This is a genomic window from Ramlibacter sp. GCM10027632 (assembly GCF_042675325.1).
Taxonomy (GTDB): domain Bacteria; phylum Pseudomonadota; class Gammaproteobacteria; order Burkholderiales; family Burkholderiaceae_C; genus Ramlibacter.
Genome location: NZ_JBHTGW010000002.1, coordinates 1 through 23943, shown reverse-complemented (window position 1 = coordinate 23943; position 23943 = coordinate 1). Strand labels below are relative to the sequence as shown.

The 23943-nt window shown below is 74.3% G+C and carries 18 protein-coding genes; all 18 read right to left on the bottom strand.

Annotated elements, in window-relative coordinates; translation table 11 throughout:
* Window positions 1-81 precede the first annotated feature (81 nt).
* The 18 genes from ACFQZY_RS03495 to ACFQZY_RS03410 all read right to left on the bottom strand — a co-directional run bounded on the left by ACFQZY_RS03495 (window position 82) and on the right by ACFQZY_RS03410 (window position 23786).
* Window positions 82-1194 carry an acyltransferase family protein gene (locus ACFQZY_RS03495; RefSeq protein ID WP_377412685.1) on the bottom strand — a complete coding sequence of 371 codons (1113 nt, stop codon included), beginning with the start codon at window positions 1192-1194 and terminating at the stop codon, window positions 82-84.
* 16 nt (window positions 1195-1210) lie between these two features.
* Window positions 1211-2191 (bottom strand): glycosyltransferase, encoded by a 981-nt coding sequence (locus ACFQZY_RS03490; protein ID WP_377412683.1) that lies wholly within the window; start codon window positions 2189-2191, stop codon window positions 1211-1213.
* A 7-nt stretch (window positions 2192-2198) separates the two neighbouring features.
* A complete protein-coding gene (locus tag ACFQZY_RS03485) occupies window positions 2199-3344 on the bottom strand; it encodes a DegT/DnrJ/EryC1/StrS family aminotransferase (protein ID WP_377412681.1) in 1146 nt (381 codons plus the stop codon).
* A 37-nt stretch (window positions 3345-3381) separates the two neighbouring features.
* Window positions 3382-5817 (bottom strand): ATP-binding cassette domain-containing protein, encoded by a 2436-nt coding sequence (locus tag ACFQZY_RS03480; protein ID WP_377412679.1) that lies wholly within the window; start codon window positions 5815-5817, stop codon window positions 3382-3384.
* Window positions 5807-6649: an ABC transporter permease gene (locus tag ACFQZY_RS03475; RefSeq protein WP_377412677.1), complete on the bottom strand. Its 843-nt coding sequence runs from the start codon at window positions 6647-6649 to the stop codon at window positions 5807-5809. The genes ACFQZY_RS03480 and ACFQZY_RS03475 overlap by 11 nt, the downstream gene beginning before the upstream one ends.
* The gene (locus ACFQZY_RS03470; protein ID WP_377412676.1) at window positions 6646-7404 is read right to left on the bottom strand and encodes a response regulator; all 759 of its coding nucleotides are present in this window, start codon (window positions 7402-7404) and stop codon (window positions 6646-6648) included. The genes ACFQZY_RS03475 and ACFQZY_RS03470 overlap by 4 nt, the downstream gene beginning before the upstream one ends.
* A gap of 66 nt (window positions 7405-7470) precedes the next feature.
* Window positions 7471-9465, bottom strand: coding sequence for an ATP-binding protein (locus tag ACFQZY_RS03465; protein WP_377412674.1), 1995 nt, complete (start codon window positions 9463-9465; stop codon window positions 7471-7473).
* 19 nt (window positions 9466-9484) lie between these two features.
* On the bottom strand, window positions 9485-10435 hold the full coding sequence (locus ACFQZY_RS03460) for an ABC transporter substrate-binding protein (protein ID WP_377412671.1): 951 nt from the start codon (window positions 10433-10435) through the stop codon (window positions 9485-9487).
* 10 nt (window positions 10436-10445) lie between these two features.
* On the bottom strand, window positions 10446-12377 hold the full coding sequence (locus ACFQZY_RS03455; protein ID WP_377412669.1) for a TonB-dependent receptor plug domain-containing protein: 1932 nt from the start codon (window positions 12375-12377) through the stop codon (window positions 10446-10448).
* Window positions 12374-13663, bottom strand: coding sequence for a hypothetical protein (locus ACFQZY_RS03450; protein ID WP_377412668.1), 1290 nt, complete (start codon window positions 13661-13663; stop codon window positions 12374-12376). Before ACFQZY_RS03450 ends, ACFQZY_RS03455 begins: the two co-directional genes overlap by 4 nt.
* On the bottom strand, window positions 13656-16532 hold the full coding sequence (locus ACFQZY_RS03445) for a glycosyltransferase (protein WP_377412666.1): 2877 nt from the start codon (window positions 16530-16532) through the stop codon (window positions 13656-13658). The genes ACFQZY_RS03450 and ACFQZY_RS03445 overlap by 8 nt, the downstream gene beginning before the upstream one ends.
* Window positions 16529-17407, bottom strand: coding sequence for a glycosyltransferase family 2 protein (locus ACFQZY_RS03440; protein ID WP_377412665.1), 879 nt, complete (start codon window positions 17405-17407; stop codon window positions 16529-16531). The genes ACFQZY_RS03445 and ACFQZY_RS03440 overlap by 4 nt, the downstream gene beginning before the upstream one ends.
* Complete coding sequence (locus ACFQZY_RS03435; protein ID WP_377412663.1) at window positions 17404-18261, bottom strand: glycosyltransferase family 2 protein; 858 nt, start codon at window positions 18259-18261, stop codon at window positions 17404-17406. Before ACFQZY_RS03435 ends, ACFQZY_RS03440 begins: the two co-directional genes overlap by 4 nt.
* Before the next feature lie 188 nt (window positions 18262-18449).
* Window positions 18450-19646, bottom strand: a complete 1197-nt coding sequence (locus ACFQZY_RS03430) for an SIS domain-containing protein (RefSeq protein ID WP_377412661.1) — start codon at window positions 19644-19646, stop codon at window positions 18450-18452.
* Between the two features lie 34 nt (window positions 19647-19680).
* Window positions 19681-21243, bottom strand: a complete 1563-nt coding sequence (locus tag ACFQZY_RS03425) for a hypothetical protein (RefSeq protein WP_377412659.1) — start codon at window positions 21241-21243, stop codon at window positions 19681-19683.
* Between the two features lie 82 nt (window positions 21244-21325).
* Window positions 21326-21985 (bottom strand): class I SAM-dependent methyltransferase, encoded by a 660-nt coding sequence (locus tag ACFQZY_RS03420; protein ID WP_377412657.1) that lies wholly within the window; start codon window positions 21983-21985, stop codon window positions 21326-21328.
* Window positions 21986-21993: 8 nt separating this feature from the next.
* Window positions 21994-22887 (bottom strand): ATP-binding cassette domain-containing protein, encoded by an 894-nt coding sequence (locus ACFQZY_RS03415; protein ID WP_377412654.1) that lies wholly within the window; start codon window positions 22885-22887, stop codon window positions 21994-21996.
* Window positions 22888-22889: 2 nt separating this feature from the next.
* Window positions 22890-23786, bottom strand: a complete 897-nt coding sequence (locus tag ACFQZY_RS03410) for a hypothetical protein (protein WP_377412652.1) — start codon at window positions 23784-23786, stop codon at window positions 22890-22892.
* Window positions 23787-23943: the final 157 nt, after the last annotated feature.

Here is a 23943-nt window from a genome sequence, read left to right as displayed (position 1 = left end):
GGGAGTAATCCCTCCCCGTTGCCAATCCGAGACGGATTAGCCCAGGCCCTATTCCCGCCCGGTCTTGCGCCGGCCCGGGCCTTATGCCGGCTTGCGCAGATACCCCGAGCGCATGCCCAGGAAGGGCCGCTCGATGAGGGTGTAGGTCACCGCGCTCAGCACCACCACCGCCGGCAGCACCACCAGCAGGCCAGTGGCCACCACCTTCAGCCCCGGCGGGCCAGGCAGGTCCAGCAGGGGCAGGCGGGCGTTGTACGCGGCGATCACGAGGTTGTGCATCACGTAGATCGAGAAGCTGGCCGTGCCCAGCGCCGCCAGCGACCGGTCCACCCCCGCGCCGAAGCCGCCCAGGGCCGGCCAGCGGGCCCGCAGGTAGACCCACAGGAAGACGGCCCACAGGCCGGCCTCGATCACCGGCCAGACGATCCACACCGGGCTGGCCAGCTCAGAGAAGCCCACCTTGCGGCTGAAGGCGTGCAGGCCCAGGAGCACCGCCACCCCGGCCGGCAGCAGCCACGCGGCCGAGAGCCCCCCGGCCGCCCCGCCCTGCCCCCGCTCCCGGCGCGCCCAGGCCAGGCCCACCAGCATGCCGACGATGAACTGGTCCATGCGACCGAAGATGGTTTCATAGGCCAGAAAGCGCACGCTGCCCGAGGCCGCGAAGACCAGCAAGCGCACCAGCAGCAGCAGGCCCAGCAGCCCCAGCAGGTAGCGCGCGCCCCAGCGGCGGGTGAACACCAGCAGGAAGGGGAAGACCAGGTAGAACTGGAACTCGACCCAGATGGTCCACAGCTGCACGAAGTACGGCGACAAGGGCACCGTCTCCGAGCGGAAAGGCACCAGCCACGAGAGCAGCTGCAGGAAGCCGTAATTGCGCTGGTCGTTGTAGGTGCTGACCATCAGCTGCAAGAAGACCGCGAAGACGAACAGCGGGTAGATGCGCAGGATGCGGTTCTTCAGGAAGCCGGCGTAGTGGATCTCGCGGTCGCCAGCGATCACGGTGAAGATGAACCCGCTGATCACCATGAACAGCGCGATGCCGGTGTGGCCCTCGTCGACCAGCGAGACCAGCGGGTTGCCCGAACGCAGGTCGCCCACATGGGTGTGGAAGAAGTGGAACAGCACCACCAGCGCCGCCGCCAGGAAGCGCAGGTGGTCGAGGCGGCTCAGGTAGGGGTGCTGGGAGGTGTGCATGGGGGCCGCGTCGGGTTCACTTCGCGTAGAGGCGGTGCAGGTCGGTGCGGCCGGTCAGGCCGATGAAGCGGCGCCAGGCCTGCGGGTCCAGGCCGGGGGCATCGTCGTCGGCGGGGAGCTCGGCGTAGAGGGTGTCGAGCGCGAAGCGCTGGTAGAACGGGTAGTCCAGCGTGAGGGCATGCTGCGCCAGCAGCTGCGCGGCGCTATCCGGGCGGCCGGCCCACTCGGGGAAGGCGGCGTCGATCTCGCGGCGGGGCAGCTGCAGGTAGCGGCGCAGGACCATGGCGCGCTCCCAGGCATCACGCACCACCACCTCGGGGCGGGCGGCGCTGGCATTGCGCTGGCCCTCCAGGATGCGAAAGCCGGTGAGCGGCTGCTGCATCACATGGATCTCGTAGCGGCTGCACACGCGGACCCACATGTCCAGATCAGGCACCTGGGCCAGGCGCGGGTCGTACAGGCCCACGGTGTCGTACACCTCGCGTCGCACCAGCGCCGTGGGGTGGCACAGGGCGTTGCCCTTTTCGAAGAAGTGCCGCAGCCAGGCATGGCGGGGGCGGTTGCCTTCCTTGAAGACGGCGTGGTCCTTGTGCGATTCGTCGTGGAAGCGGTGGCCGCGCTCGTCGATGAAGGCGGGCCAGCCGAAGGTGGCGCCCACCTCGGGGTGGGCCTGCAGCCAGGCCACCTGCAGGGCGAGCTTGCCGGGGAGGAAGACATCGTCCGAATTGAGCACCGCGATGTAGCGGCCCCGCGCGCGGCGGATGGCGCGGTTCATGGCGATGCAGGCGCCGCGGTTGGCGGGCAGGGCCTCGAGCGAGATGCGCGGGTCCTGCGCCGCCAGCTCGCGCACGCGCTCGGCGGTGGCGTCGGCGGAGCCGTCGTCGGTGACGACGATTTCGAAGTCCTGGAAGTCCTGCGAGAGCACGCTGCGCAGGCAGGCCTGCACATGGTCCGCATGGTTGTAGCTGGCGATGACGACGCTGACCTTGGGAGCCATGGTCACATCAATGCCGCAGGCTGTAGGCGATGGCGTCGCACACCTGGTGCACCTCGTCCTGGCGCAGCGCGCCGAACAGGGGCAGGGTCATGACCTCGCCGGCCACCCGGTAGGCATTGGGCAGGTTCTCCGGGCGGGCCGAGGGCAGGTGCCGGTAGCAGCTGTACTCGCTGCACAGGGGGTGGAAGTACTTGCGCGTGATGATGTTGAAGCGCTTGAGGCGCTCGTGCAGCACGTCGCGGCTCACGCCGGCCTGGGCCTCGTTCACCCGCAGCACCAGGTACTGGCGGCTGTCGCTCACGCCGGCGGGCATGGGCAGCAGGCGCAGGCCCGGCAGGTCGGCCAGGCGCTGCTCGTAGGTGGCGCGCAGGGCGGCGCGGCGCTCGCGCTCGGCGTCCACATGGCGCAGGACCACGCGGCCCAGGGCGGCCTGCAGCTCGCTCATCTTGCCGTTGATGCCGGGCATGACGACCTCGGCCTCGTTCTTGATGCCGAAGTTCTTGAGGAGGTCTATGCGCTTCTTCAGGTCCGGGTCGGCCACCGCGAGGGCGCCGCCCTCGGCGGAGTGGAACAGCTTGGTCGCGTGGAAGCTGAACATGGTGGCGTCGCCGAAGGCGGCCACCGGCTTGCCGCCAATGGTGGTGCCGAAGGCGTGGGCGCCGTCGTAGACCACGCGCAGGCCGTAGGTGCGGGCCAGCGTGTCCAGGGCCTGCACGTCGCAGGGCACGCCGTACACGTGCACGCCCAGGATGCCGCTGGTGCGGCCGGTGACCAGGCCCTCGACCCGGTTCGGGTCCAGGCACAGGGTCTCGGGGTCGATGTCCGCGAAGACGGGGGTGACGTTGTTCCACGTCAGCACGTGCGGCGTGGCGGGGAAGGTGAAGGGCGTGGTGATCACCTCGCCCGCCATGCGCAGCGCCTGGCAGGCGACGATGAGGGCGATGGTGCCGTTGTTGAACAGCGAGAGGTGCGGCGCCTGCAGCCACTGCGCCAGCTCCGACTCCAGCGCCACATGCTGCGCGCCGCCGTTGGTGAGCCAGCCCGAGTCCCACACGGCCTCGAGCTGGGCGCGGTATTCGTCCAGCGGGGGCAGCAGCGGCCGCGTCACGTAGAGCGGCTGCGCGAAGGAGGCGGGGGCTTGCGGGGCGGTCATGGACGCGGGGGTGGCTCGAAGGTAGGCAGGGCCGAGCTTATACCGGCAGGCCAAGGCGGCCGGCCGCGGCCTCCAGGGCCTGCTGGCGCGGGGCGATCTGGGCCTGCGGGTCGTACCAGCGCCGGGTGGCCTCGCGGCCGGCGGCGGCCAGGGGGGCGAGGCGCGCGGGGTCGGCCACCAGGGCGCGCACGCCGGACACGATGGCCGCCACGATCTGCGCGGGCTCGCCGGCGGGCAGCAGCAGGAGGGACTCGCCGTCCACGAAGCCGGGGTTCTGGCCCAGGGCGTCGGTGGCCATGACGGCCACGCCGCACAGGGCGGCCTCGACGCAGGCGCCGGTGGGAAAGCCGTCGAAGTTGCCGGGGTGCAGCAGGTGCGGGCGGTTGGGGGAGACCACCAGGTCCTGCGCGGCGAAGAAGGCGGGCAGCTCGCCGGTCTCCAGGCGGCCCAGGAAGCGGATGCGGTCGCCGAGGGCGCTGACATCCAGGTCGTCGGCGGTGAAGCTGCCGACCACCGAGAAGCGCAGGTTCGGCACATCGGCCAGCGCGTGGGCCGCGGCGATGAACTCGGGGTAGCCCTTGTTCAGGCCCTGGGGCATGTACTTCTCGGCGACGAAGCAGATGTCCAGCGTGGCCTTGCCCGCGCCGAAGTACGGGCCATGGGCCGGCGCGTCGAAGTACAGCGGGTTCACCACCACGCCGGGCACGAAGGTGCTGGGCGGCAGCGTGAGGCCGTGGCGCTGGGCGAAGGCCTGCACGTAGTCGCGCGTCACGGGCTGGGTGAAGACCAGGCCGGCGAGTCGCGGGGACGAGAGCACCTGCAGCAGCTTGGCGTCGCTCTCGGGTTCGTCCAGGCCGAGGCCGCCGCCGGGGTAGAGCGTGAGCACGAAGGGCAGGCCCGCGCGCTCCAGGTGCGGCAGGTACTGCGCCGCGTTGTTCAGGAAGTTCAGGTACGCCAGCTGCGCGCCCGCCAGGAGCTGCGGCTCGAAGGCGCGCACCCGCTGCGCATGCTGCGGGTAGCGGGCGGCGTAGCGGGCATGCTGGGCCTCGAAGTCGCCGAGCGAGGACAGCACCGCCAGCTGCGGGAAGCGATCCAGGTGCGCGTTGTACTCGGCGACGCGGAAGCCGGTGAGCAGGTTGGGGAAGAAGTCGTCCAGCACCAGCCAGCGCGGCGCGGGGGACACGCGCACCTGCGCGGGCGGCTCCACCAGGTCGGAGAGCGGGAAGACCGCGCGGCGGGTGACGCTGAGGGCGGCGACGTCGTCGGCCCAGTCGTGGAAGACGGCGTCGCTGTAATGCTGCACGTCGCCCATGGAGGCGGCGAGCATGGTGAGGGTGTAGGCGCCGTCGTGCCACTGCACGGGGGTGGTGAACTCCACGTCCACCACCTCGCCGGGCTGCCAGCGGCGGCCGTAGACCTCGGGGCGGTGGCCGGTGTGGCCGCCGACCACATGCTGGTTCTGGCGGTTCTTCACGTGGAAGGAGACGACCAGCTGCTCGCAGGGCTGGCGCACCACCACGCGGGCGCGGATGCGCAGGGTGTCGCCCCAGTCGGCCAGGGCCTCGCGCTGCAGGCTGGCGCCGGTGCCCCAGGCCATGGCGGTGAGGCGCACCGCGCCGGTGCCGACGGCGGCGGGCGCGGGCATGCCCTCCTCCGCCCCGGTGGCGGCTTCGGCCTCGGCCACCGCCACGCCCTGCGCGGCGTTGGCCTCGCGGATCCAGTCCTCGGAGTACAGGCGCGTGACTTCGGCGGTGTCGCCCAGCGCGCGCACGCGGCCATGGTCCAGCCACAGGGCCTTGCGGCACAGGGCCTTGACGGCCGCGACGTCATGGCTGATGAAGACCAGGGTCAGGCCGTCATCGAGCATGCGGCGCATGCGCGTCATGCACTTGGCCTGGAACAGCGCGTCCCCCACGGCCAGGGCCTCGTCGACGATGAGGATGTCCGGCTCGACGTGGATCACCACGGCGAAGGCCAGGCGCACGTACATGCCGCTGGAGTAGGTCTTGACCGGCTGGTCGATGAACTCGCCGATGTCGGCGAAGCGGATGATGTCGTCCATCCGCGCCTCCACCTCCTGCGGCGACAGGCCGAGGATGGAGGCATTGATGGCGGCGTTCTCGCGGCCGGTGAATTCGGGGTTGAAGCCCGCGCCCAGCTCCAGCAGTGCCGCCACCCGCCCGTGCACCCGGGCCTCGCCCGCGGTGGGCGTGAGGGTGCCGCAGATCACCTGCAGCAGCGTGGACTTGCCGGCGCCGTTGCGGCCGATGATGCCCAGGGTCTCGCCGCGCGCGAGGTCGAAGGAGACGTCCTGCAGCGCCTGGAACTCGCGGTACCAGCTGCGGCGGCCGCGCCACAGCGTCTGCAGCAGGCGGTGGTGCGGCTTGTCGTAGATGCGGAAGGTCTTGCCGACGCCGCGCACCTCGATGGCGTTGGGGCTGGGGCTGGCGCTGGCCGAGGCGTCAGAGGACATCGGCGAACCCCCGGCGCAGGGCCTCGAAGGTGGCCCACCCGAGCCACAGCACGCCGACGCTGGCCAGGCCGTACACGCCCCAGGCCGCCCAGTCGGGCGTGAGGCCGCGCAGCAGCAGGTCGCGGCTGGCCTCGATGGGGAAGGTCAGCGGGTTCAGGTGCATCCACCGGCGCAGCCAGTCGGGCAGGCTGTCCAGCGGGTAGAAGACCGGGGAGAGGAACATGAGCACGGTGCTGGCCAGGCCGGTGAGCTGGCCGATGTCCCGCAGGTAGACCGAGAGCGCCGCGATGCCCAGGGCCACGCCGGCGCACACCAGCATGAGGGGCAGCGTGACCAGGGGCAGCAGCACGACGGCGGGCGACAGGCCCAGCACCGCCAGGGTGGCCGCGAGCAGCACGCCCCAGCCGATGGCGTACTGCACCAGCGCGCTGCCCAGGACGGTGAGGGGCAGCAGTTCGACCGGGAAGACGATCTTCTTGACGTAACTGGGCTGGCTGACGATGGCATGCACCGCGCGGATCAGGCAGTCGGCGAACAGGGCGTGCGTGAGCATGCCGGCGAACAGGCCGAGGCCGAAGGTCGGCAGCGCGGTGCTGGCGCCCGGCGCGCGCAGGGGCGTGAAGACGTAGCCGAAGACGAAGAGGTAGACCGCCAGCATCAGCAGCGGCGTGGCCAGCGACCACAGCAGGCCGGCGGCCGAGCCCTGGTAGCGGCTGGCGACGTCGCGGCGCACCAGGCGCAGCAGCAGGCTGCGGTGCTGGCGCAGCGAGCGCGCCAGCGCGAGGAGATGCAGGCGGGGAGGACCGCCCGCCTGGGACGGCCCCAAGCTCACTGCGCCGCGCCCTCGGGGCGGGAGACCGGATGCTCCGGGCGGATGCCCAGGCGCGAGGCCGCGACGATGGCCTCGGAGCGCGAGTTCACCTGCAGCGAACGCAGGATGGCGCGCACATGGATCTTGACGGTGGCCTCGGCGAGGTCCAGCTGGCGGCAGATCTGCTTGTTGGACAGGCCTTCGAGCAGGTAGGACAGCACTTCGAGCTGGCGCTCGGTGAGGCCGAGGTTGGGGCCGCGGCCGTGCGGGGACACCGGGGGCGCGACCATGATCGCGGGCACCGGCTGGGTGGGCTGGGCCACCGGGGCCAGGGGCGCGAGGGGCGCGGGCGCCGGGGCCGGCGAGGCCAGCGGCGCGGGCTTGGTGAAGATCTCGGCGGGGATGTAGATGCCGCCCACCAGCACCAGCTGCAGCGCGGACAGCAGCACCTGGTCCAGCAGGCTCTTGGGCAGGAAGCCGGCGGCGCCCTGCTGGATGGAGCGGGCCACCGTCTCGCGGTCGTAGTCGCCCGAGAGCATGACGATGCGCGCCTTCGGGTAGTCGCGCGTGAGCTGCGGCAGCAGGTTGACGCCGTTGACGCCGGGCAACTGCACGTCGAGCAGGATCAGGCCGATGTCCGGGTGGGCCTGCAGCGCCGCCCACATCGCCTGGTCGTCCGCCGCCTCGACATAGGTCATGTCGGGGAAGGCGCGGCGCAGGATCGCCTGCAGGCCTTCGCGCACCAGCAGGTGGTCATCGACGATCAGCGTCTTCATTACGACTTTGTTATTGGTGGTGACTTTGTTCTTCTCGCGCAACGATTCTAAACCTCACCTCATCCGTCAGACCCGCTCGCCGGCGCGGGCCAGGAGGGTGGCCAGGGTGTCGTGGAGCACCCCCGGCTGGATGGGTTTGTAGAGGAGGACGACGCCGTCGCGCGCGGCCTGGTCGCCCAGGCCGACCTCGGTGTCGCCGGAGACCAGCAGGGCCGGCAGGCCGGGGCCGAAGGCCTCGCGCAGGGCGCGCACCGTGTCCAGGCCGTCGGTGCCGCCGCCGAGGCGGAAATCACTCAGCACCAGCTGGGGATGCCAGCCCTGCGCGCGCAGGGCGTCCACCAGGCCGGGCCCGCCGGCGCTGGCGCGCAGCTCGCAGCCCCACAGGCGCAGCAGGTGCCCGGCGCTTTCGCGCACCAGGGCGTCGTCTTCCACCAGCAGCACGCGCACGCCCTCCAGGGGCCGGTCCACCGCCGGCCCGGGCAGGTGGGCCCGGCCGGTCAGGCGCACCGCGTCGGCCGGCGGCTCGACGCGCGCCAGGGTGACGGTGAAGGTGGAGCCGCGCCCGGGGCGCGAGCGCACCGCGACGCGGTGCCCCAGCAGCTCGGCGAGCCGGCGCACGATGGCCAGGCCCAGGCCCAGGCCCTTGCCGCGGTCACGCTGCGGGTTATGCAGCTGCACGAACTCGTCGAAGATCACCTGCTGCGACTCCGGCGCGATCCCCACGCCGTTGTCGCGGACCTCGATGGCCAGGCCCTCGCCGCGCGGGCGCACCGCCACCAGCACCTGGCCGGCGCCGTCGCCCGGCGGGGTGTAGCGGATGGCGTTGGAGACGAAGTTGCCGACGATGCGCCCGAGCATGACCGGGTCGGTCTCGGTCCACTGCGGGGAGTTGCGCACGGTGAGGGTGAGGCCCTGGCGCTCGGCCAGGGGGGTGTACTGCTCGCGCACCGCGTCCAGGATGTCCTGCACCGGCAGGCGCTGCAGCTGCGGCTGGATGCGGCCGCCATCGAGCTTGGAGATGTCCAGCAGCGCGTCGAGCAGGCCGGCCAGGGCGGTGACCGAGCTCTGCACGCGCTCGACCAGCTCGTCGCGCCGCGCCGGCTCGCTCTCCTGGCGCAGGGCGGCGACGAACATGCTCAGGGCGTGCATCGGCTGGCGCAGGTCGTGGCTGGCGGCGGCGAGGAACTTGGTCTTGGCCTGGTCGGCGGCCTGGGCGGCGTAGGTCTGCTCGCGCCAGCCGGCGGTGGCCTCGCGCACCTTGTCCTCCAGGTCACGGGTGGCGCCCTCGATGCGCGCGGCCATGCGGTTGAAGCCCTCGGCCAGCTCGTTGATCACGGCGATGCGGGTGCCGCGCACGCGCACGCGCTGGCGGCCGCCCTCCCCCACCCGGCGCACCGCCACCGCCAGCTCGCGCAGCGGCTGCGAGATGCGCGCGCTCAGGCGGCGGGCGAAGACGACGGCGATGGCCAGCGTGACCAGCCAGGCCGCGACCACGCCGCCCCCCAGCCGCGCCAGGGCCTGCGAGAGCAGCTCGGTGGTGAGGGCCACCACCACCCAGCCGCGCGGGCCGCCGCGCGGCGCCAGGCTGTCGGCGGCCTCGGCGTAGTCGTTCACTTCGACCGCGGGCGAGGCCACCGGCTGGATGAAGACCAGCTGCCCGTCGCGCGTGACCAGGCGGGGCTCGGCGCCGAACCAGGCGGGCTCGACCGCGGCGGGGTTCCAGTCCAGCGCGCGCTGCGGCGCCAGGCCCAGCGCCAGCGGCTGGCCCTGGGCGTCATGCACCGAGGCGCTGACGACGGCGGGCTCGGCCACCACCGAGGCCACCAGTCGCTGCAGGGCCTCGCGGTTGCCGGAAAAGATGCCGTAGTCCGCGCCGGCGGCGAGCTGGCGGGCGAGCTGGGCGCCGGCCTGCCGCAGCTGCTCGCGGCCGTCCTGAGCGCGCTGCACCAGCAGGTAGCCGCCGGCCACCGTGGTGAGCACCAGCGCCGGCAGCAGCGAGAGCACGAGCAGGCGCGCGCGCAGGCTGCGCACGAGGCTGAGCCAGGGCGAGCGAAAGCGCATCAGGCGGCCCCCCTCATGCTCATTCCCCCCGCTCCGCGCGGCGCAGCCGCTCCAGCAGGGCCGCCTCGGCGGGCAGGCGCAGGCCCAGGGTCTGGGCCACGTGCTCGTTCAGGGCCACCGAGAACAGGCGCGGGTAGCGCGGCGCCGGCAGGGGCTGGCCGCGGGCCGCGGTGCGCACCAGGTCGGCCGCGTCGGCGCCGACCTGGGCGGGCGTGGAGTAGACCGCCGCCAGCGCGCCGGCCCGCACATAGGACTGCGAGTAGCCGATCACCGGCACGCGCCAGCGGAAGGCGGTGAGCAGCAGGTTCTGCGCGGTGCCGGCATTGACGATGTACGGGTCGGGCACGGCGAGCAGCACGTCGCTGGCGGGCAGCAGCTGCTGCAGCGCCGCGTACAGCTCGGACTCGCGCTCCACCCGCTCGGTGGCCAGGGCCATGCCGCGGCCCTCCACCTGGGCGCGGATCGGCTCGACCTCGCCGGCCAGGGCCGGGCCGACCAGCAGGCCCACCCGCGGGCGCGAGGGGAACAGCTGGCGGATCAATTCGGCCTGGCGGGCCAGGGGCTGGTCGACGAAGACGGCGGAAAGCCGCCGGCCCGCGACCGCGCGGGCCGAGGCCGCGAGGCCCTCGAAGGTGGCGCGGGGCACCAGCACCGAGAGCACGTCGGCCCGGGCCTCGCCGGCCAGCGCGGCGCGCGTGCCCTGGGTGCCGACGGCGACCACGAGCTGGGTGTCCGCCGGCAGCGCCAGCGGCTCGCGCCGCTCCAGCGCGGCGCGCGAGGCGACCACCACCTGGTGGCGCACCGCCGGGGCCTTGCGCAGCTCGGCCTGCAGGGCCTCGGCCAGGTCGGCGGCGGCGCCGGTGGCCTCGGGCAGGACGATGGCCACGGTCTGCGCGCAGGCCGCGCCGGCCAGCCACAGCAGGCCGGCCACGAGGGCTCGCAAGGCACGCGGGAGGAAGGTCACGCGCATGGCCGGCCGCTCAGTACTCGAGGGTCAGGCGCGCCCACCACCGGGGGGTGAGCCACTGGAATTCACGGAATTCCTCGCGGCGGCCGACCGGGGCGGACCAGTTCAGGGAGGCCTCGGCGCGGGTGCCCTCGAGGCGGAATTTCTGGGCGATGCTGGCGCCGCGAATGCGCTGCACGTCCGAGACGGTGGCCTCGCCGAGCCAGCGCAGGCTGGAGCGCTCGGAGAAGTTCAGGCCGACCTGGGTGTCGGAGGGCAGCAGGTAGCTGGCGACCAGGCTGGCGCTGCGTTGCGGCACCGAGGCCGACAGGGCGGCGTTGTCGCTGCGCACCCGGCTGCGGTGGCCGGCGGCGGCCACCAGCACGCGCGGCGTCGGCCGCCACTGCAGCTGCGCCTCGCGGCCGCGGGTGACGGCGGCGGCGTTGTTGCGAAGGTCGTAGGCGCCGCCGCCAGAGCGGTCGCCCAGGGCATAGAGCTCGCGGGTGATGAGGCGGCGCATGTCCTCCTCGAACACGCGCACGTCCAGGCTCAGGCCGTGGGCGGCCCACTCGCCCAGGTACACCACCTCCTTGGCCCGCACCAGCTCGGGCTGCAGGCGGCCGCGGGTGCGGTACAGGACATCCAGCACCTGGCCCTGGTAGGACAGCTGCCAGTCGGCGCGCTGCTCGAACAGGCTGGGCGTGCGGAACGCCTCGGAGACGCCGGCCTTGAGCGTCTGGCCGGGCCAGGGCTTCCAGTTGGCGAACAGGCGCGGCGCGAACTGTGCGCCCGAGAGCTGGTCACGCGCGAACAGGCCGCCGGCGTTGAAGGTCCAGTGCAGGCCGGGCTGCCACTCGAGGTGGCCGAAGGCCTGGTAGGCCTGCTTGCCCTGGGCCTCCTGGGAGTTGAACAGCTGCGGCGCCCACAGGCTCTCGTTGCGCCAGTCGGCGCCCCAGGCCGCGCGCAGCTCGGGGCCGAGGTCGAAGCGGTGGCTGTAGCTCAGGGTGGCCTGGCGCGCGCGGCGGCCCAGGTCCACCCGCAGCGGGCCGCCGATCAGGTCCAGCGTGTAGGCGTCGCGGCCCTCGTCGTGGTTCAGGGAGGCGGTGAGGCTGTAGGCGTTGCCCGGGGCGAGCTGGCGGTGCCACTGCGCGGAGAGGTAGTGCGAGGTGGTGGCTTCCTCGCGCACCGGGTCGGTGAACTGGCGGGCGAAGCCCACGCCGATGCGGTTGTCGGCGATGCCGGCCAGCAGGGTGAGCTCGTCGCTGTGGCCCAGGGGCAGGTCGGCGCGCAGGTCGATGAAGCGGGAGCGGTAGGTGTCCTGGCGGTTCTCCAGGCCCTCGTCGCCGCGCACCATGCCGCTGAGGCGCACCTGCGCGTCGCCGACCGGGCGGCCGATGCGGAAGGCGCGGTCGCGGATGCCGTTGCTGCCCTGCGCCACGTCGACCCGCAGGCCGGTGCTCTGCGCCGCGCTGCGGGTGATGACCTGGATCACGCCGAGGAAGGCGTTGGCGCCGTAGCTGGCGGAGTTGCCCCCGCGCACGACCTCGATGCGGTCGATGTCGTCGACCTGCACCGGCACGTTGGCCCAGTCGACCCCGCCGAACAGGTAGGGGGCGTAGACCGAGCGGCCGTCCACCAGCACCTGCACGCGCTGCGAGATCTGGCCCGAGAGGCCGTGGTAGCTCACCACCGGGCGGCCGCCCACCGGGTAGCCGACCTGGAAGCCGGGGACGAAGCGGAACAGGTCCGCCAGGGTGCGCGCGCCGGTGGCGCGGATGAAGTCGCGGTCCAGGACGGTGACGGCGGCCGGCGTGTCCTGCGGGGTCTGGGCCAGGTGGGCCACCGACTGGATGGCGCGGATCTCGCCGACGTACTCGTTCTCGGAGAGCTCGGGCTGGGGCTCGGCATGCGCCGCCCCGAGGGCGGCGAGCACCAGGGACAGCAGGAGGGCGCGTGCGGGCTTCATGCGTCGGCCGCGAGCCCGAGGGCCCGGCGAAGCTCGGGGATGAAATGGAAGGCAGTGCCGGCCGGGGCGAACAGGCTGCCCGGCGCGAGGTCCACCGCCACCCGGCCGGCCGCGCGCCAGGGCGCGGCCAGGCGCTCGAGTTCGGCGGCGATGGTCTCGGGGGTGACGCTGCCCAGCGAGTGGATGAAGGGGCTGCGCGCGCCCAGGTCCTTGTTCTCGTGGCGGTTGGTGACGACCTGCACGCCGAACTCGGCCATCTCCAGCGGCGGGTAGCTGGGGTGCGGCGAGAGCATCAGCGACAGGCCCAGGCCGGCCTGCGTGAGCGCCTGCGCGTACTCGTCGAGCGAGAGCTTGCCGCGGCTGGCGATGCGCGCGCCGCCGGGCAGCGCGATGTCCTGGTGCTGCTCGCCCAGCGACTCGATGCGCCACTGCGCCGCCGAAGGGTCGCGCGCGGCCCAGGCGCGCACGCCCTGGACCACCAGCTCGAAGGCATTGCGCGGCACGCCGGGGCGGCCGTACAGGATCAGGAGGCGCTCCTTGTCCAGCCGCTGCAGGCCGGCGCGGGCGGCGGCCAGGCTCGGGTTCAGCTCGGGCTCGAAGGCGTGGCGGGCGGAGAAGGCATAGCCGGCCTGCGCGAAGAAGTCCGCCAGCAGGCCGGTGTTGAACACGCCGACCATGGGCAGCGGGTACTCGTAGGTGCTGCGAGACAGCAGGTAGCGCGAGGACAGCGGGTAGAAGCCCGGCTCGTGGTCCTGCACCAGGTACACCAGGGGGCGCGCGGCGATGCCGTACTGCGCGGCCTGCCACGGCACGAGGCGCTGGGCCGAGTACGCGGTCCACCAGGCGGTGGCGACGAACAGGTCGCCCGGGCCCACCGGCAGGGTGCGCGCGGCGCGGTCGCCCATGGAGACGATGCAGCGGCCGGGGCGGTCCTCGGCGGACGCGTCGCGCACCTCCCAGCCCGCGAGGGCGGCAGGCAGGGGCTCGCCGCGCCAGTCGTGGTCGGTGAGGATGACGCGCACGTCGGCGTCCTGCGCCTTGAGGATGTCGAAGAAGTGCAGCGCGGTGCTGATGCCGCCGAACACGTGCGAGGGCCGGATGGTGGGCAGCAGCAGGTTCAGGCGCGGGCGGTCGAAGGCGGAGGGCCGCGCCGTCATCGGCGTGACCTCGGGGATGTCGACTTCCGCGGTGGGCAGGCCCAGGCGGGCGGCGGTGGCCTGCACCGCGGGGCGGCGGCGGGCCCAGCGCCAGGCGCGGCGAAGGAAGGGGCCGAGGGCTTCAGTCATGCACGGCCATCCGGCGCGGCGATGCCGGGTGCAGCGGGCGCGGGGCCTGGCTCATGGCATCGAGGTTGGGGTTGTAGAAGGGGTCGCCCTCGGTGCGGAACGGCGCGTACTTCAGGCGCGACTGCACGAAGTCCGGCTCGGGCACGTGGGGCGTGCGGGTCTTGCTCTCCAGGTGCGTGAGGCGCACCTGGGGCCAGTAGAGGTTCTGCAGGCCGGCGCGGTGGGCGCGCAGGCCGATCTCGACGTCGCTGCCGCAGATGATGAAGCTCTCGTCGAAGCCGCCCAGGCGCTCGAACTTGGCGCGCTCGATGGCGACGCAGGCGCCGGTCACCGCCAGCACGTTGCGCGGCACCATGGCCGAGACATAGGGCGAGGGGAAGTGCACCGGCTCGGCGCCGCGGAACACGTGGTCGGCCCAGCCGCCCATGCCCACCACCACGCCGGCGTGCTGGATGGTGCCGTCCTCGAACAGCAGCAGCGGGCCGACCGTGCCCACGTCGGGCAGCGCGGCGACCTCCACCAGGCGCTCGAGCCAGTCGGGCGTGATGACCAGGGTGTCGTTGTTCAGGAAGACCAGGAACTCGCCCGCCGCATGGCGCACGCCGATGTTGTTCAGGCGGGACCAGTTGAAGTCGATCGGCGCGTCGACCACCTTCAGGCGGGCGTCGCGCGCGGGCAGGCCGGCGAAGTAGGCCTTGGAGGCAGGCTCGGCCGAGCCGTTGTCGATGACGATGACCTCGAAGTTCGCCCAGGTGGAGCGCTCGAGGATGCTGTCGATGCAGGGCGCGAGCAGGTCGATGCGGTCGCGCGTGGGGATGATGATGGACACCAGCGGCCGGCCCGGCAGCGCGAAGCGGGGCTGGTGCACGAAGGTGTAAGCCGGCGTCTCCAGGCGGGCGAAGCGCTCGCCGTAGCGGGTGCGCAGGTGGTCTTCCACCGCGCGCGCGCCGGCGTCGTGGGCATAGGGCTTGGCGCCGGCATTGGAGGCGGTGGAGGCCTCGTGCTGGCGCCAGTGATAGAGCACCTCGGGCACGTGGTGGAAGTGCACGCCGGCGGCGGCCAGGCGCAGCACCAGGTCGTGGTCCTGGCTGCCCTCCAGGCCCTCGCGCAGGCCGCCCACGGCCTGCAGCGCCTCGCGGCGCACGCACAGCAGGTGGCCCACGTAGTTCTGCGACCAGGCCAGCGCGGGCGACCAGTCGGGCTTGAACAGCGGCAGGCTGCGGCGGCCGCGGTCGTCGACCTTGTCCTCGTCGCTGTAGAAGGCGCCGGCGGCGGGGACCTCGAAGCTGGCCTCGACCATGCGCAGGAGCGCCTGCGGCGCGAGCAGGTCGTCATGGTCGGCGAAGGCGATGATCTCGCCGCGCGCGGCGGCGATGGCCTCGTTGGTGGCCCGCACGATGTGGCCATTGCGGGCCCGGCGCAGCACCCGCACGCGGTCGTCGGCGGCGGCGTGGCGCTCCAGCACGGCCAGGGTGCCGGCGCGGGTGGAGGCGTCGTCGCACAGGCACAGCTCCAGGTTCGGGTAGGCCTGGGCCAGCACCGAGGCGATCATCGTGTCCAGCATGGCCGGCTCGGTGTTGAACACCGGGACCACCACCGAGACCAGGGGCTGGCGCGGCAGGCGCGCGAGGCGCTGCGGCGCCTCGGCCTGCAGGGCGTCCAGGCGCTCGGCCTCCTGCGCGAGCCAGAGGTCGTAGGCGGCAGCTGGCGTGGGCGCCACCGGCTGGCCGGTGGCCCGGCCCAGGAGGCGGCGGCCGAACGCGCGCACGCGGGAGAGCTCGCGCCGCAGGCGGCCGCGGATGCGGCGGGCCAGCGTGCCGGCCTCGCGCAGCGGCGCGGTGAGGCGCCAGGAACGCGAGGCCTCCATGGCGCGCAGCTGGCCGGCCAGGCCGTCGGCATGCGCGTGCAGGGCCTGCAGCTGGTGGTGGAGACCGGCCACCTGCTCGTCGCGCTCCTGCGCCAGCCGGTCGTGCGCCACCTTCATCCGCGCGCGCTCGGCGTCGTGCAGGCGGGCCTGCTCCTGGCGCACGAAGCGGTCCAGGTACTTCACGCGCAGCAGGGCCTCGGCGGGCACCGGCTGGCCCAGGGCCAGCACGCGGCGCTGCGCGGTGCGCAGGACGAAGGCGGCCTCGACATGGTTGCGGATGGCGCCGCCCAGGATGGTGTTGCCGCCATGCAGGCGGTAGTCCAGCAGCGGGCGGCCCTCCAGCCAGCACAGCGCGCCGGGCAGCTCGATGGCGGCGCGCAGCGCGTACTCCCAGTCGAGCACGTAGCGGAAGTGGCCCAGCGGGCCGAGCTTCTCCCAGGCCGCGCGGGAGAGGAAGAAGTTGGAGGTGGAGACGGTGAAGTTGCCCCACAGCAGCACGTCGCGCGGCGACTGGCCGCGCGCGAGGCGGGCGGTGATGCCCTGGTACATGGCCAGCCACCAGCCGGCGGGGTCGGCCGGCGTGACCGCGCGGCCCTGGCCGTCGATGAGGCGCACCGGGGTGACGCCGAGGAACTCGGGCCGCTCATGCCGGCGGGCGCGTTCCACCAGCACCGCGAGGCGGTCGGGCGCGAACAGGTCGTCGGAGTTGAGGACGGCGAGGTACTCGCCGCGCGCCAGGGCCAGGCCGCGGTTGATGGTGGCGTGCGAGCCGGCGTTGGCCTGGCGGTGCAGGTGGATGCGGGCGTCGGGGTGCTGCGCGAGCAGGCGCTCGACGACCTCGGCGCTGCCGTCGCGGGAGCCGTCGTCGATGACGATCAGCTCCCAGTCGGTGAAGGTCTGGGCCCGCACGCTGTCGATCGCCGCGGCGATGTAGCGGGCGTGGTTGTACAGGGGGATGACGACCGAGACGGCGGGCGTGGCGTCAGGCGGCAGGAGGCTCATGCGATCGGTTTGAGGGTGAACGCATCCCGCAGGCCGCGCACGATCTGGCGCAGGCGCTCGGCCTTCTCGCCGCCCAGGAGCAGCAGGAGCGCGAGCTTCTGCAGGGAGCGGAAGGCGTCGTTCAGGCGCCAGGGCAGCGGCAGGGCGCGCTGCATGGCGAGCCAGGCGCCGTTGCGCGCCTGGTAGTAAGTGCGAAGCGGCGCATGCACCGCGAGGCGGTTGCCGAAGACGCCGATGCTGCCGTTGCCGATGCTGTGGGCCATGCGCTCGGCGCCGACCTGCAGCACCGAGAGGCCGGCGCGGCGCGCGCGCAGGCACCACTCGACGTCGACGTAGTCGATGAACAGGTCCTCGTTGAACAGGCCCACGCGGCGCAGGGCCGGCACGGCGAACAGGCAGCCGGAGGTGATCAGGTGGTCCACCACCACGCGGTCCTGCGGCGCCAGCAGCACCTTGCGGCGGCGCCACCGCATCGGGAGCATGGAGGGGAACGGGCGGCCGGAGGCGGCGTCGACCAGCGCCGGCCCGAAGGCGGCGATGCCGGGGCCGCTGGCCCGGGCCACCGCGACGAGGCGGCCGGTGAGGCCGGCGGGGGGCAGCGAGTCCTGGTCGAAGGTGTGCAGCCAGTCGAAGCCGTGGTCCTCGGCATGGGCCACCGCCACGTTCAGCGCCGCGGCCACGCCGAGGTTGTGCCCGGGCTGGCGCCACAGCACGTTGGCATGGCCGGCCCAGCGCGCGTCGCGCGGGTCCAGCGTGTGGCCGTTGTCGATGACGAGGACGGCATCGGCGTCCGCCCGCAGGCGGTCGATCAGGGCGGAAAGACTGTCGAGGCGCGGGTGGTAGGCAACGATGCAGGCGAGCACCCGGCCACTCATGGTGACGGGGCTCCCCGGCGTCCGTCGAGGGCGGGGCCGGAGCCTTCCTGCGGCGGCGGGGCTGCGCGGCGGCCGCCGGCCAGGCGGTGCAGGAAGGTGCCCGAGGTCCACAGGCGCCACAGGCTGCGCAGGTGCCAGCCCAGGTGGCGCAGGTCGCGCCGGCTGGCGTGGGCGGCGCGGTGGGCCACCACGACCTCGGGCGCGCCGTCGAGCGCGAAGCCCAGGTCCTGCAGGCGCAGGCAGATGTCCACGTCCTCGCAGTACATGAAGTAGCGGGTGTCGAAGCCGCCCAGGCGGCGGAACACCGAGGACCGGAACAGCATGAAGGCACCATTGGTCCACTCGCGCGCCTGGGGCGCGCCGCGCCCTGCCCCGCCGAGGTGGCGGCGCAGCAGCGAGGCCGGCGTGGGCAGCTCGCGCGCGGGGTCGAAGGCCTCGCCCTCGCCGCAGGCCTGCAGCGGGTAGGCACAGCCGGTGCGCGGCTCCTGCAGGTGGCCCAGCAGGGGCATGAAGGGGTCGCTGGAGAAGCGGATGTCGGGGTTGAGCACGCCGAAGTAGGCGGTGCGGCAACGCTCGAAGGCGGCGTTGTGGTTGGCGCCGAAGCCCTGGCGGGCGGTGTTGGCCAGCAGCACCACCTCGAAGGGCCACTCGGCCGACTCGAGGGCCGCGGACAACTCGGGCTCGGGAACGTTCAGGGTGACGATGACCTGCTCGACGATGCGGGCCGAGTGACGGGCGACGTCGGCCAGCAGTTGCAGCACGTCCGTGCCATGCCCGTGGCTGACCACCGACAGCGTGACACAGGGCAGCGCCAGGAAGGGCGCTGCCAGCGAGACGGGCAGGTCGGCCTTCATGACAGCTTATTGACGGACTTTAGTCATCATGGGAACCCGGCCATTGTAGGGCTGGGCTCCCGATTGCCCATCAATAAGAAGTGGTTAACAGGTAGTCAGCTCGGCAACAGAATGCGTAATGAAGTGGGATTGCGCGCAACCCTGGTCGTTTGTCCCATCATCCACCGGGCTTTTACGGGTAGTGAGCGCTAACAAAAGATCTCCAGGATACCCACCGCCCCGCCCTCCCCGCCCGCGGTGACGACCAGGCAGCGAACTTTGGCTCCATGCATCAGGGCCTGGGCGTCCGCCAGCAGGGCGTCGGCGTCGATGCTCAGCGGTGTTTCGGACATGAAGCGGTCGACCGGCTGGTCGAGCGGGCTGCCGGGGCGTTGCAGGGCGCGGCGCAGGTCGCCGTCGGTGAGCAGGCCGCGCAGGGTGCCGCCGGGGCCGGTGACCAGGGCCAGGCCGAGGCGGCCCTCGGTCATGACCGGCACGGCCTGGCGCAGCGGGGTGCCGGAGGGCACGCCGGGCAGCACGGGGTGCATGGCGTCGCGCACCCGCGTGAGCAGCGCCCGGCCCAGGCTGCCGCCCGGGTGGTAGCGGGCGAAGTCCTGCGGGCGGAAGCCGCGCCGGCCCATGAGGGCGACGGCCAGCGCGTCGCCCATGGCCAGGGTGGCCAGGGTGGAAGTGGTGGGCGCGAGGTTCAGCGGGCAGGACTCGCGCTCCACCGAGACATCCAGCACCCGGTGCGCGCGGCGCGCCAGGGTGGAGGCGGTGCGGCCCACCAGCGCCACGCGCGGGTGGCCGAAGGCCTCCAGCGCGGGCAGCAGGCGAAGCAGCTCCTCGGTCTCGCCGCTGTTGCTGATCATCATGACCACGTCGCCGGGACGCAGCATGCCCAGGTCGCCATGCAGGGCCTCGGCCGGGTGCAGGAAGAAGGCCGGCGTGCCGGTGGAGGCCAGGGTGGCGGCGATCTTGCGGCCCACATGGCCGGACTTGCCCATGCCGCACACCGCCACCCGGCCCGGGCAGGCGAGCAGCAGTTCGACGATGGCGTCGAAGGCGGCGGCCTGGCCGCCTGCGCCTGCGCCTGCGCCGGTGCTGGCCGTGCTGGCCGTGCTGGCCGCGCCGGCCCCGCCGTCGCCCGCCGCCGCCTCCGCCCGGCCCCCCGCCTCCAGCCTCGCGGCCAGGGCCGCGACGGCGCGGGCCTGGGCGCGCAGCGACTGCGCGCCGGCCTGGCAGGGGCGGGCTGCGCCCACGGCGCCCACGGCGCCCACGGCGCCCACGGCACCCACGGCGCCCACGGCGCCCACGGCGCCCACGGCACCCACGGCACCCACGGCACCCACGGCACCCACGGCACCCACGGCACCCACGGCACCCATGGCACCCATGGCACCCATGGCGCCCCCAGCGCCCCCAGCGCCCTCGGCGCCCTCAGGCGGCGGGGGGCGGGTGGTGTTCATGCCAGCGATGCCGCAGCCGCCGCTGCAGGCCGTGCAGCCAGGTGCCCTGGTAGCGCGCCCGCAGGGCCGCCGCCAGCCACTGCGCGCGCCCGCTCCAGGGCGAGGCGCGGTGCGGCGGCAGCGCGCGGCAGGGAGGGCGGAAACCCCGGTCGGCGGCGCGCGCGGCGGCGGGCAGCAGCAGCGGGTCCTCCGGCCCGGCCTCGAGCTGCGCGAGCAGCGAGGGCCGCACATGGCCCAGGGCGACCTCCCGCGCCACCTCCTCGCGCGTGACGGCGCCGGCCGCCAGCGCCTCGCGCAGCGCCCCCACCCACAGGCGGCCCAGCGGGTTGGCGCAGGAGACCCAGGGCTGGCGCGGCATGTCGGTGTAGTGCAGCAGCGCGGTGCGCCCGGGCGACCAGGCCTCGAGCGAGTTCCACACCGGGTCGATGGCGGCCTCGGCCTGGGCGGCGATGAAGTCCTCCATCAGCTGCGGGTAGCCGAGGCGGCCGGCATCGAGCTCGGCGACCAGGGCCGGCAGGTCCCAGCGCAGGCGGTCGCAGTCCATCAGCATGACGCTGGCCTGCGGCCGCCGGCCCGACCCGTCGGCCGCGACGGTGAGCACCGGCGCGGCGCCGAAGGGGCGGCGCCACAGGGGCAGGAGGTCGCGCAGGACCAGCATGTCGGCGTCGAGGTAGAGGGCGCGGCCGGCGTAGCCGCAGGCGCGCGGCACCAGGAAGCGCTGGAAGGAGAACGGCGTGCGCGGGCGCAGCGCCGGGTCCCGCGGCAGCGGCTGCGGCAGGCCCAGCGCGCCCAGGGCGGTGACCTCGACGCGCAGGCTGGCATGGCGGCGGATGGAGTGCGCCAGCACCTGCAGCGGCAGCCACTCGCCCGGCGTGGCCGCGACGAAGACCCGCGCCGGCGCGGGCACGCCCAGCGGGGCGAAGTCCACCCCGGTGCGCGCCAGGATGGCGGGAAAGCGCAGGAACTGGCGGTCAAAGCGGCGCTGGCCGTTGGCCAGGCGGGAGACGGCGTGCAGGTCGGCGAAGGGCGGCGCGTAGGCGTGGCCGCCGTCGACGCCGGCCGAGCGCACGGTGCGCACGCCGGCGGTGGCCAGCAGGTCGAGGGCGGCCTCGGCGCTGAACCAGGTGGCGCGCACCACGGGCTGCGCGCCCCGCGGGCCGGGCGCGGAGTCGAGGTCGTACCAGGCCAGCCGGCCGGCTTCGCGCAGGCGGGCGAGCGCGGGGTGGTGGTCGGCCAGCTCGGGCAGGGCCGCGGGCCCGGGGCGGTGGCCGGCGTGCGGCCGCCACGGCAGCACCACGAGCCGCGCGTGGGCCAGCGCGCCGGCGCAGCGCTGGAAGGCCTCCAGGTCGATGAAGTGGGCGATGTCCACGCGCGGCAGGGCGCGCACGGCGTCGTTGAGGGAGAGGACGGCATGGGACTCAGCGGCCTGCAGCGCCAGCGGGAAGCTGGGGCCCTTGCCGACGATGAGCCAGGTGCGGGCGAGACAGCCGGGCCGCTCACCGAGCCACCTGAATACGTTGGGCAAATTGCTCATGGAGCCCCCACGCTCGGCACTGCGTGTCCGTCGCTGCCCCCCGAGGGGGCGCGAGCTTGCTTGGGGCGGCCCGGCGCGGCGCTCATTTCCTGAACCCCAGCATGTGCAGCATCGCCGGCGCCAGCGTGTACGCCGGCACCGCCTCGCCGGCGGCCTTGGCGCGCTTGCGCTCGAGGCGGTCGTCGCGGCCGCGGGGGCGGAACAGGAAGCGATTGAGCTTGTCGACCCGCAGGCCGGCCAGGGACATGCGGTCGCCCTCCTCCAGCGTGGCGACGCAGGAGTGGCGCAGGCCGCGGAAGTCGATGCCCGGGAACAGGTGGCCCACGGCCTGCGGCGTGAAGCGCCAGAAGTCGCCCGGGTAGCCGTGGTAGCGGAAGACGAAGGGCACCGAGAGGAACAGCGCGCCCCCGGGCCGCAGCAGCCGCTCCAGGCTGGCGGCCGCGGCGAAGACCTGCGGCACATGCTCCAGCACGCTCAGGCACAGGACGGTGTCGAAGGCCCGGCCGCCGAAGGCCGCGGCCACGGCTTCGGGCGGCGCGGTGAGGTCCACCACCACGTCGACGTTCTCGCCCGGCGCGAGGTCGCACCCCGTCAGGCGCAGCGCCGGCCGCTCCTGCGCGAAGAAGCCGCGCAGGTCGAGGAAGGCATGCGCCTTGTACTTGCGCGAGCCGACCTCCAGCGCCTCGCCGCGCGCATGCCGCAGGTGCTCGCGGATCCAGGTGAGGCCGTTGGCGCCGGACATGGCGGGCCTCAGGCGATCGCGCGCAGCGGCGCGGACAGGGAGGGCGGGCCGGCCTCGGGACCGTGCGCCGGGCCGGCGGCGAACAGCGCGGCGGCCTCGTCCACCGGGAAGGGGCCGAGCAGCCGGCCCTCGCGCAGCACGCAGGCGCGCGGCGCGCAGGCGCGCAGCCACTGCGGCTCGCCGCTGAACACCAGCGCGGCGCCGCGCTCCAGCCGGGCGAGCAGGCGCGCGCGCTGCGACCGGCGCGCCGCGCCCTCCCCCGCCCCGGCGAGGTCGTCCACCACCAGCACCTGGGCCGGCAGGGCCAGGGCGAGCTCCAGCGCGAGCAGGCGCACCAGGGCGGGCGGCAGGTGGCCGGTGGCGGCGCCGGCCAGGCGCGGGTCGGCGCCGGACTGGGCGAAGGCGCGGGCCAGCGCGGCGTCGGCCTGCGCGCCGTCCAGGCCCTGCAGGAGGGCGTGCAGGCGCAGGTTGTCCCGCAGCGCCAGGCCCGGCTTGAAGCCGGCCGAGGGCCGCGCGAGCAGCAGCCGCGAGGCCGGCGCGTGGACCCGCCCGGTGGTGGGCGCGAGCACGCCCGCCGCGATGGCCGCCAGCAGGGACTTGCCGCTGCGCGGCGCGCCGAGCACGCCCAGGCGCTCGCCGTGGCGCAGGGCCAGGTCCACCCCGGCGAGCGCGGGCAGGCCATGGGCGGCGCTGCGCGCCAGCGCGCGGCGGGGCAGCAGCATCTCGCGCAGCACGGCGGGCGCGAAGTCCGCGACGTCGGGCGGGAAGGCGCGGCCGACCCGGGTGAGGCGCAGGGCGATGGAGGGCGCGAGGCCGGGAGCGGCGGCTCTCTCGCTCGCCCGGTCGCTTGGCCGGTCGCTCGCGATGTCGCGGGCCTGGTCGGGGGCCTTGCCGTGCGCCATGGCTAGTGCCCCAGGTAGGCGACGGCCAGCGGCACCCGCGAGCGCAGGTAGCGCAGGGCCAGGGCCAGCACGCCGAGCGCGGCGAGGCCGGTTCCGGCCGGCGGCCCCAGCGCCGGGACGCCGCCGGCCAGCGCGTCGCGCACCGGCGGCACGAGCAGGGCCAGCGGGTTGGCCGCGACCAGGGGCTCGAGCCAGGCGGCGGGCGCGGCGTCGTAGAACACCGGCGTGAGCAGCAGCAGCGCCGCCTGCACCAGGGGCAGCGCGTAGCGCACGTCGTGCAGCACCAGGCCGGCCGGCAGGCACAGCGCCGCGAGCGCCGCGCCGGCGACCACCAGGGCGGCGAGGCCCAGCGGCAGCAGCAGCGCGTGCGGCCCGGGCAGCAGGCCGGACCAGGCCAGGGCCGCGAGCACCACCGGCAGCCGGATCGCAAAGGCCGCCAGGGCCGAGAGCGCGCCGGCGACCAGCAGCACCGCCGGGTCGAAGGCGACCGCGCGCAGCAGGCCCGCGGCGCGGCGCGAGAGCCGCAGCGGCTCCAGCCAGGCACCCGCGAACAGCTGCCACAGCGCCAGGCCGGCCAGCACCCGCGCGAGGTAGCGCGTGGCGGCGCGCGGGTCGGCGGCGTCGTACAGGCCGGCGGCCTGCCCCAGGTACGCGGCGGCGGCAGCGAGCGTGAGCAGCGGCACCAGCAGCCAGGCGACGCCGAGCAGGGTGCGGCGGAAACGCACGCGCCAGTCACGCTGCACGAGGGCCCAGGCGGTGCGCAGGTGCCAGCCCAGGGCGGCGCGCCGGCCCGCCGCACCCGGACCACCCGGACCACCCGGCGCGGCGGGCCCCGGGCAGGTCGCTCCCGGGCCAGGGGCACCGGACTTGCGCGACGCCCGGTCCGGCGCGGCGCTCATGGCCTCGCCCCTCCCAGCGCCCGCAGCCAGTGGACCAGCGGGCGCAGGCTCGCGGCGTACGCCGCGTACGCCATGACCAGGGCGCGGTGCCCGAGCTTGGCCAGGCGCCGCGGCGCCGCGCGCAGGCGCGGCCCGGCGGCCGGGCGGCGGGCCGGCC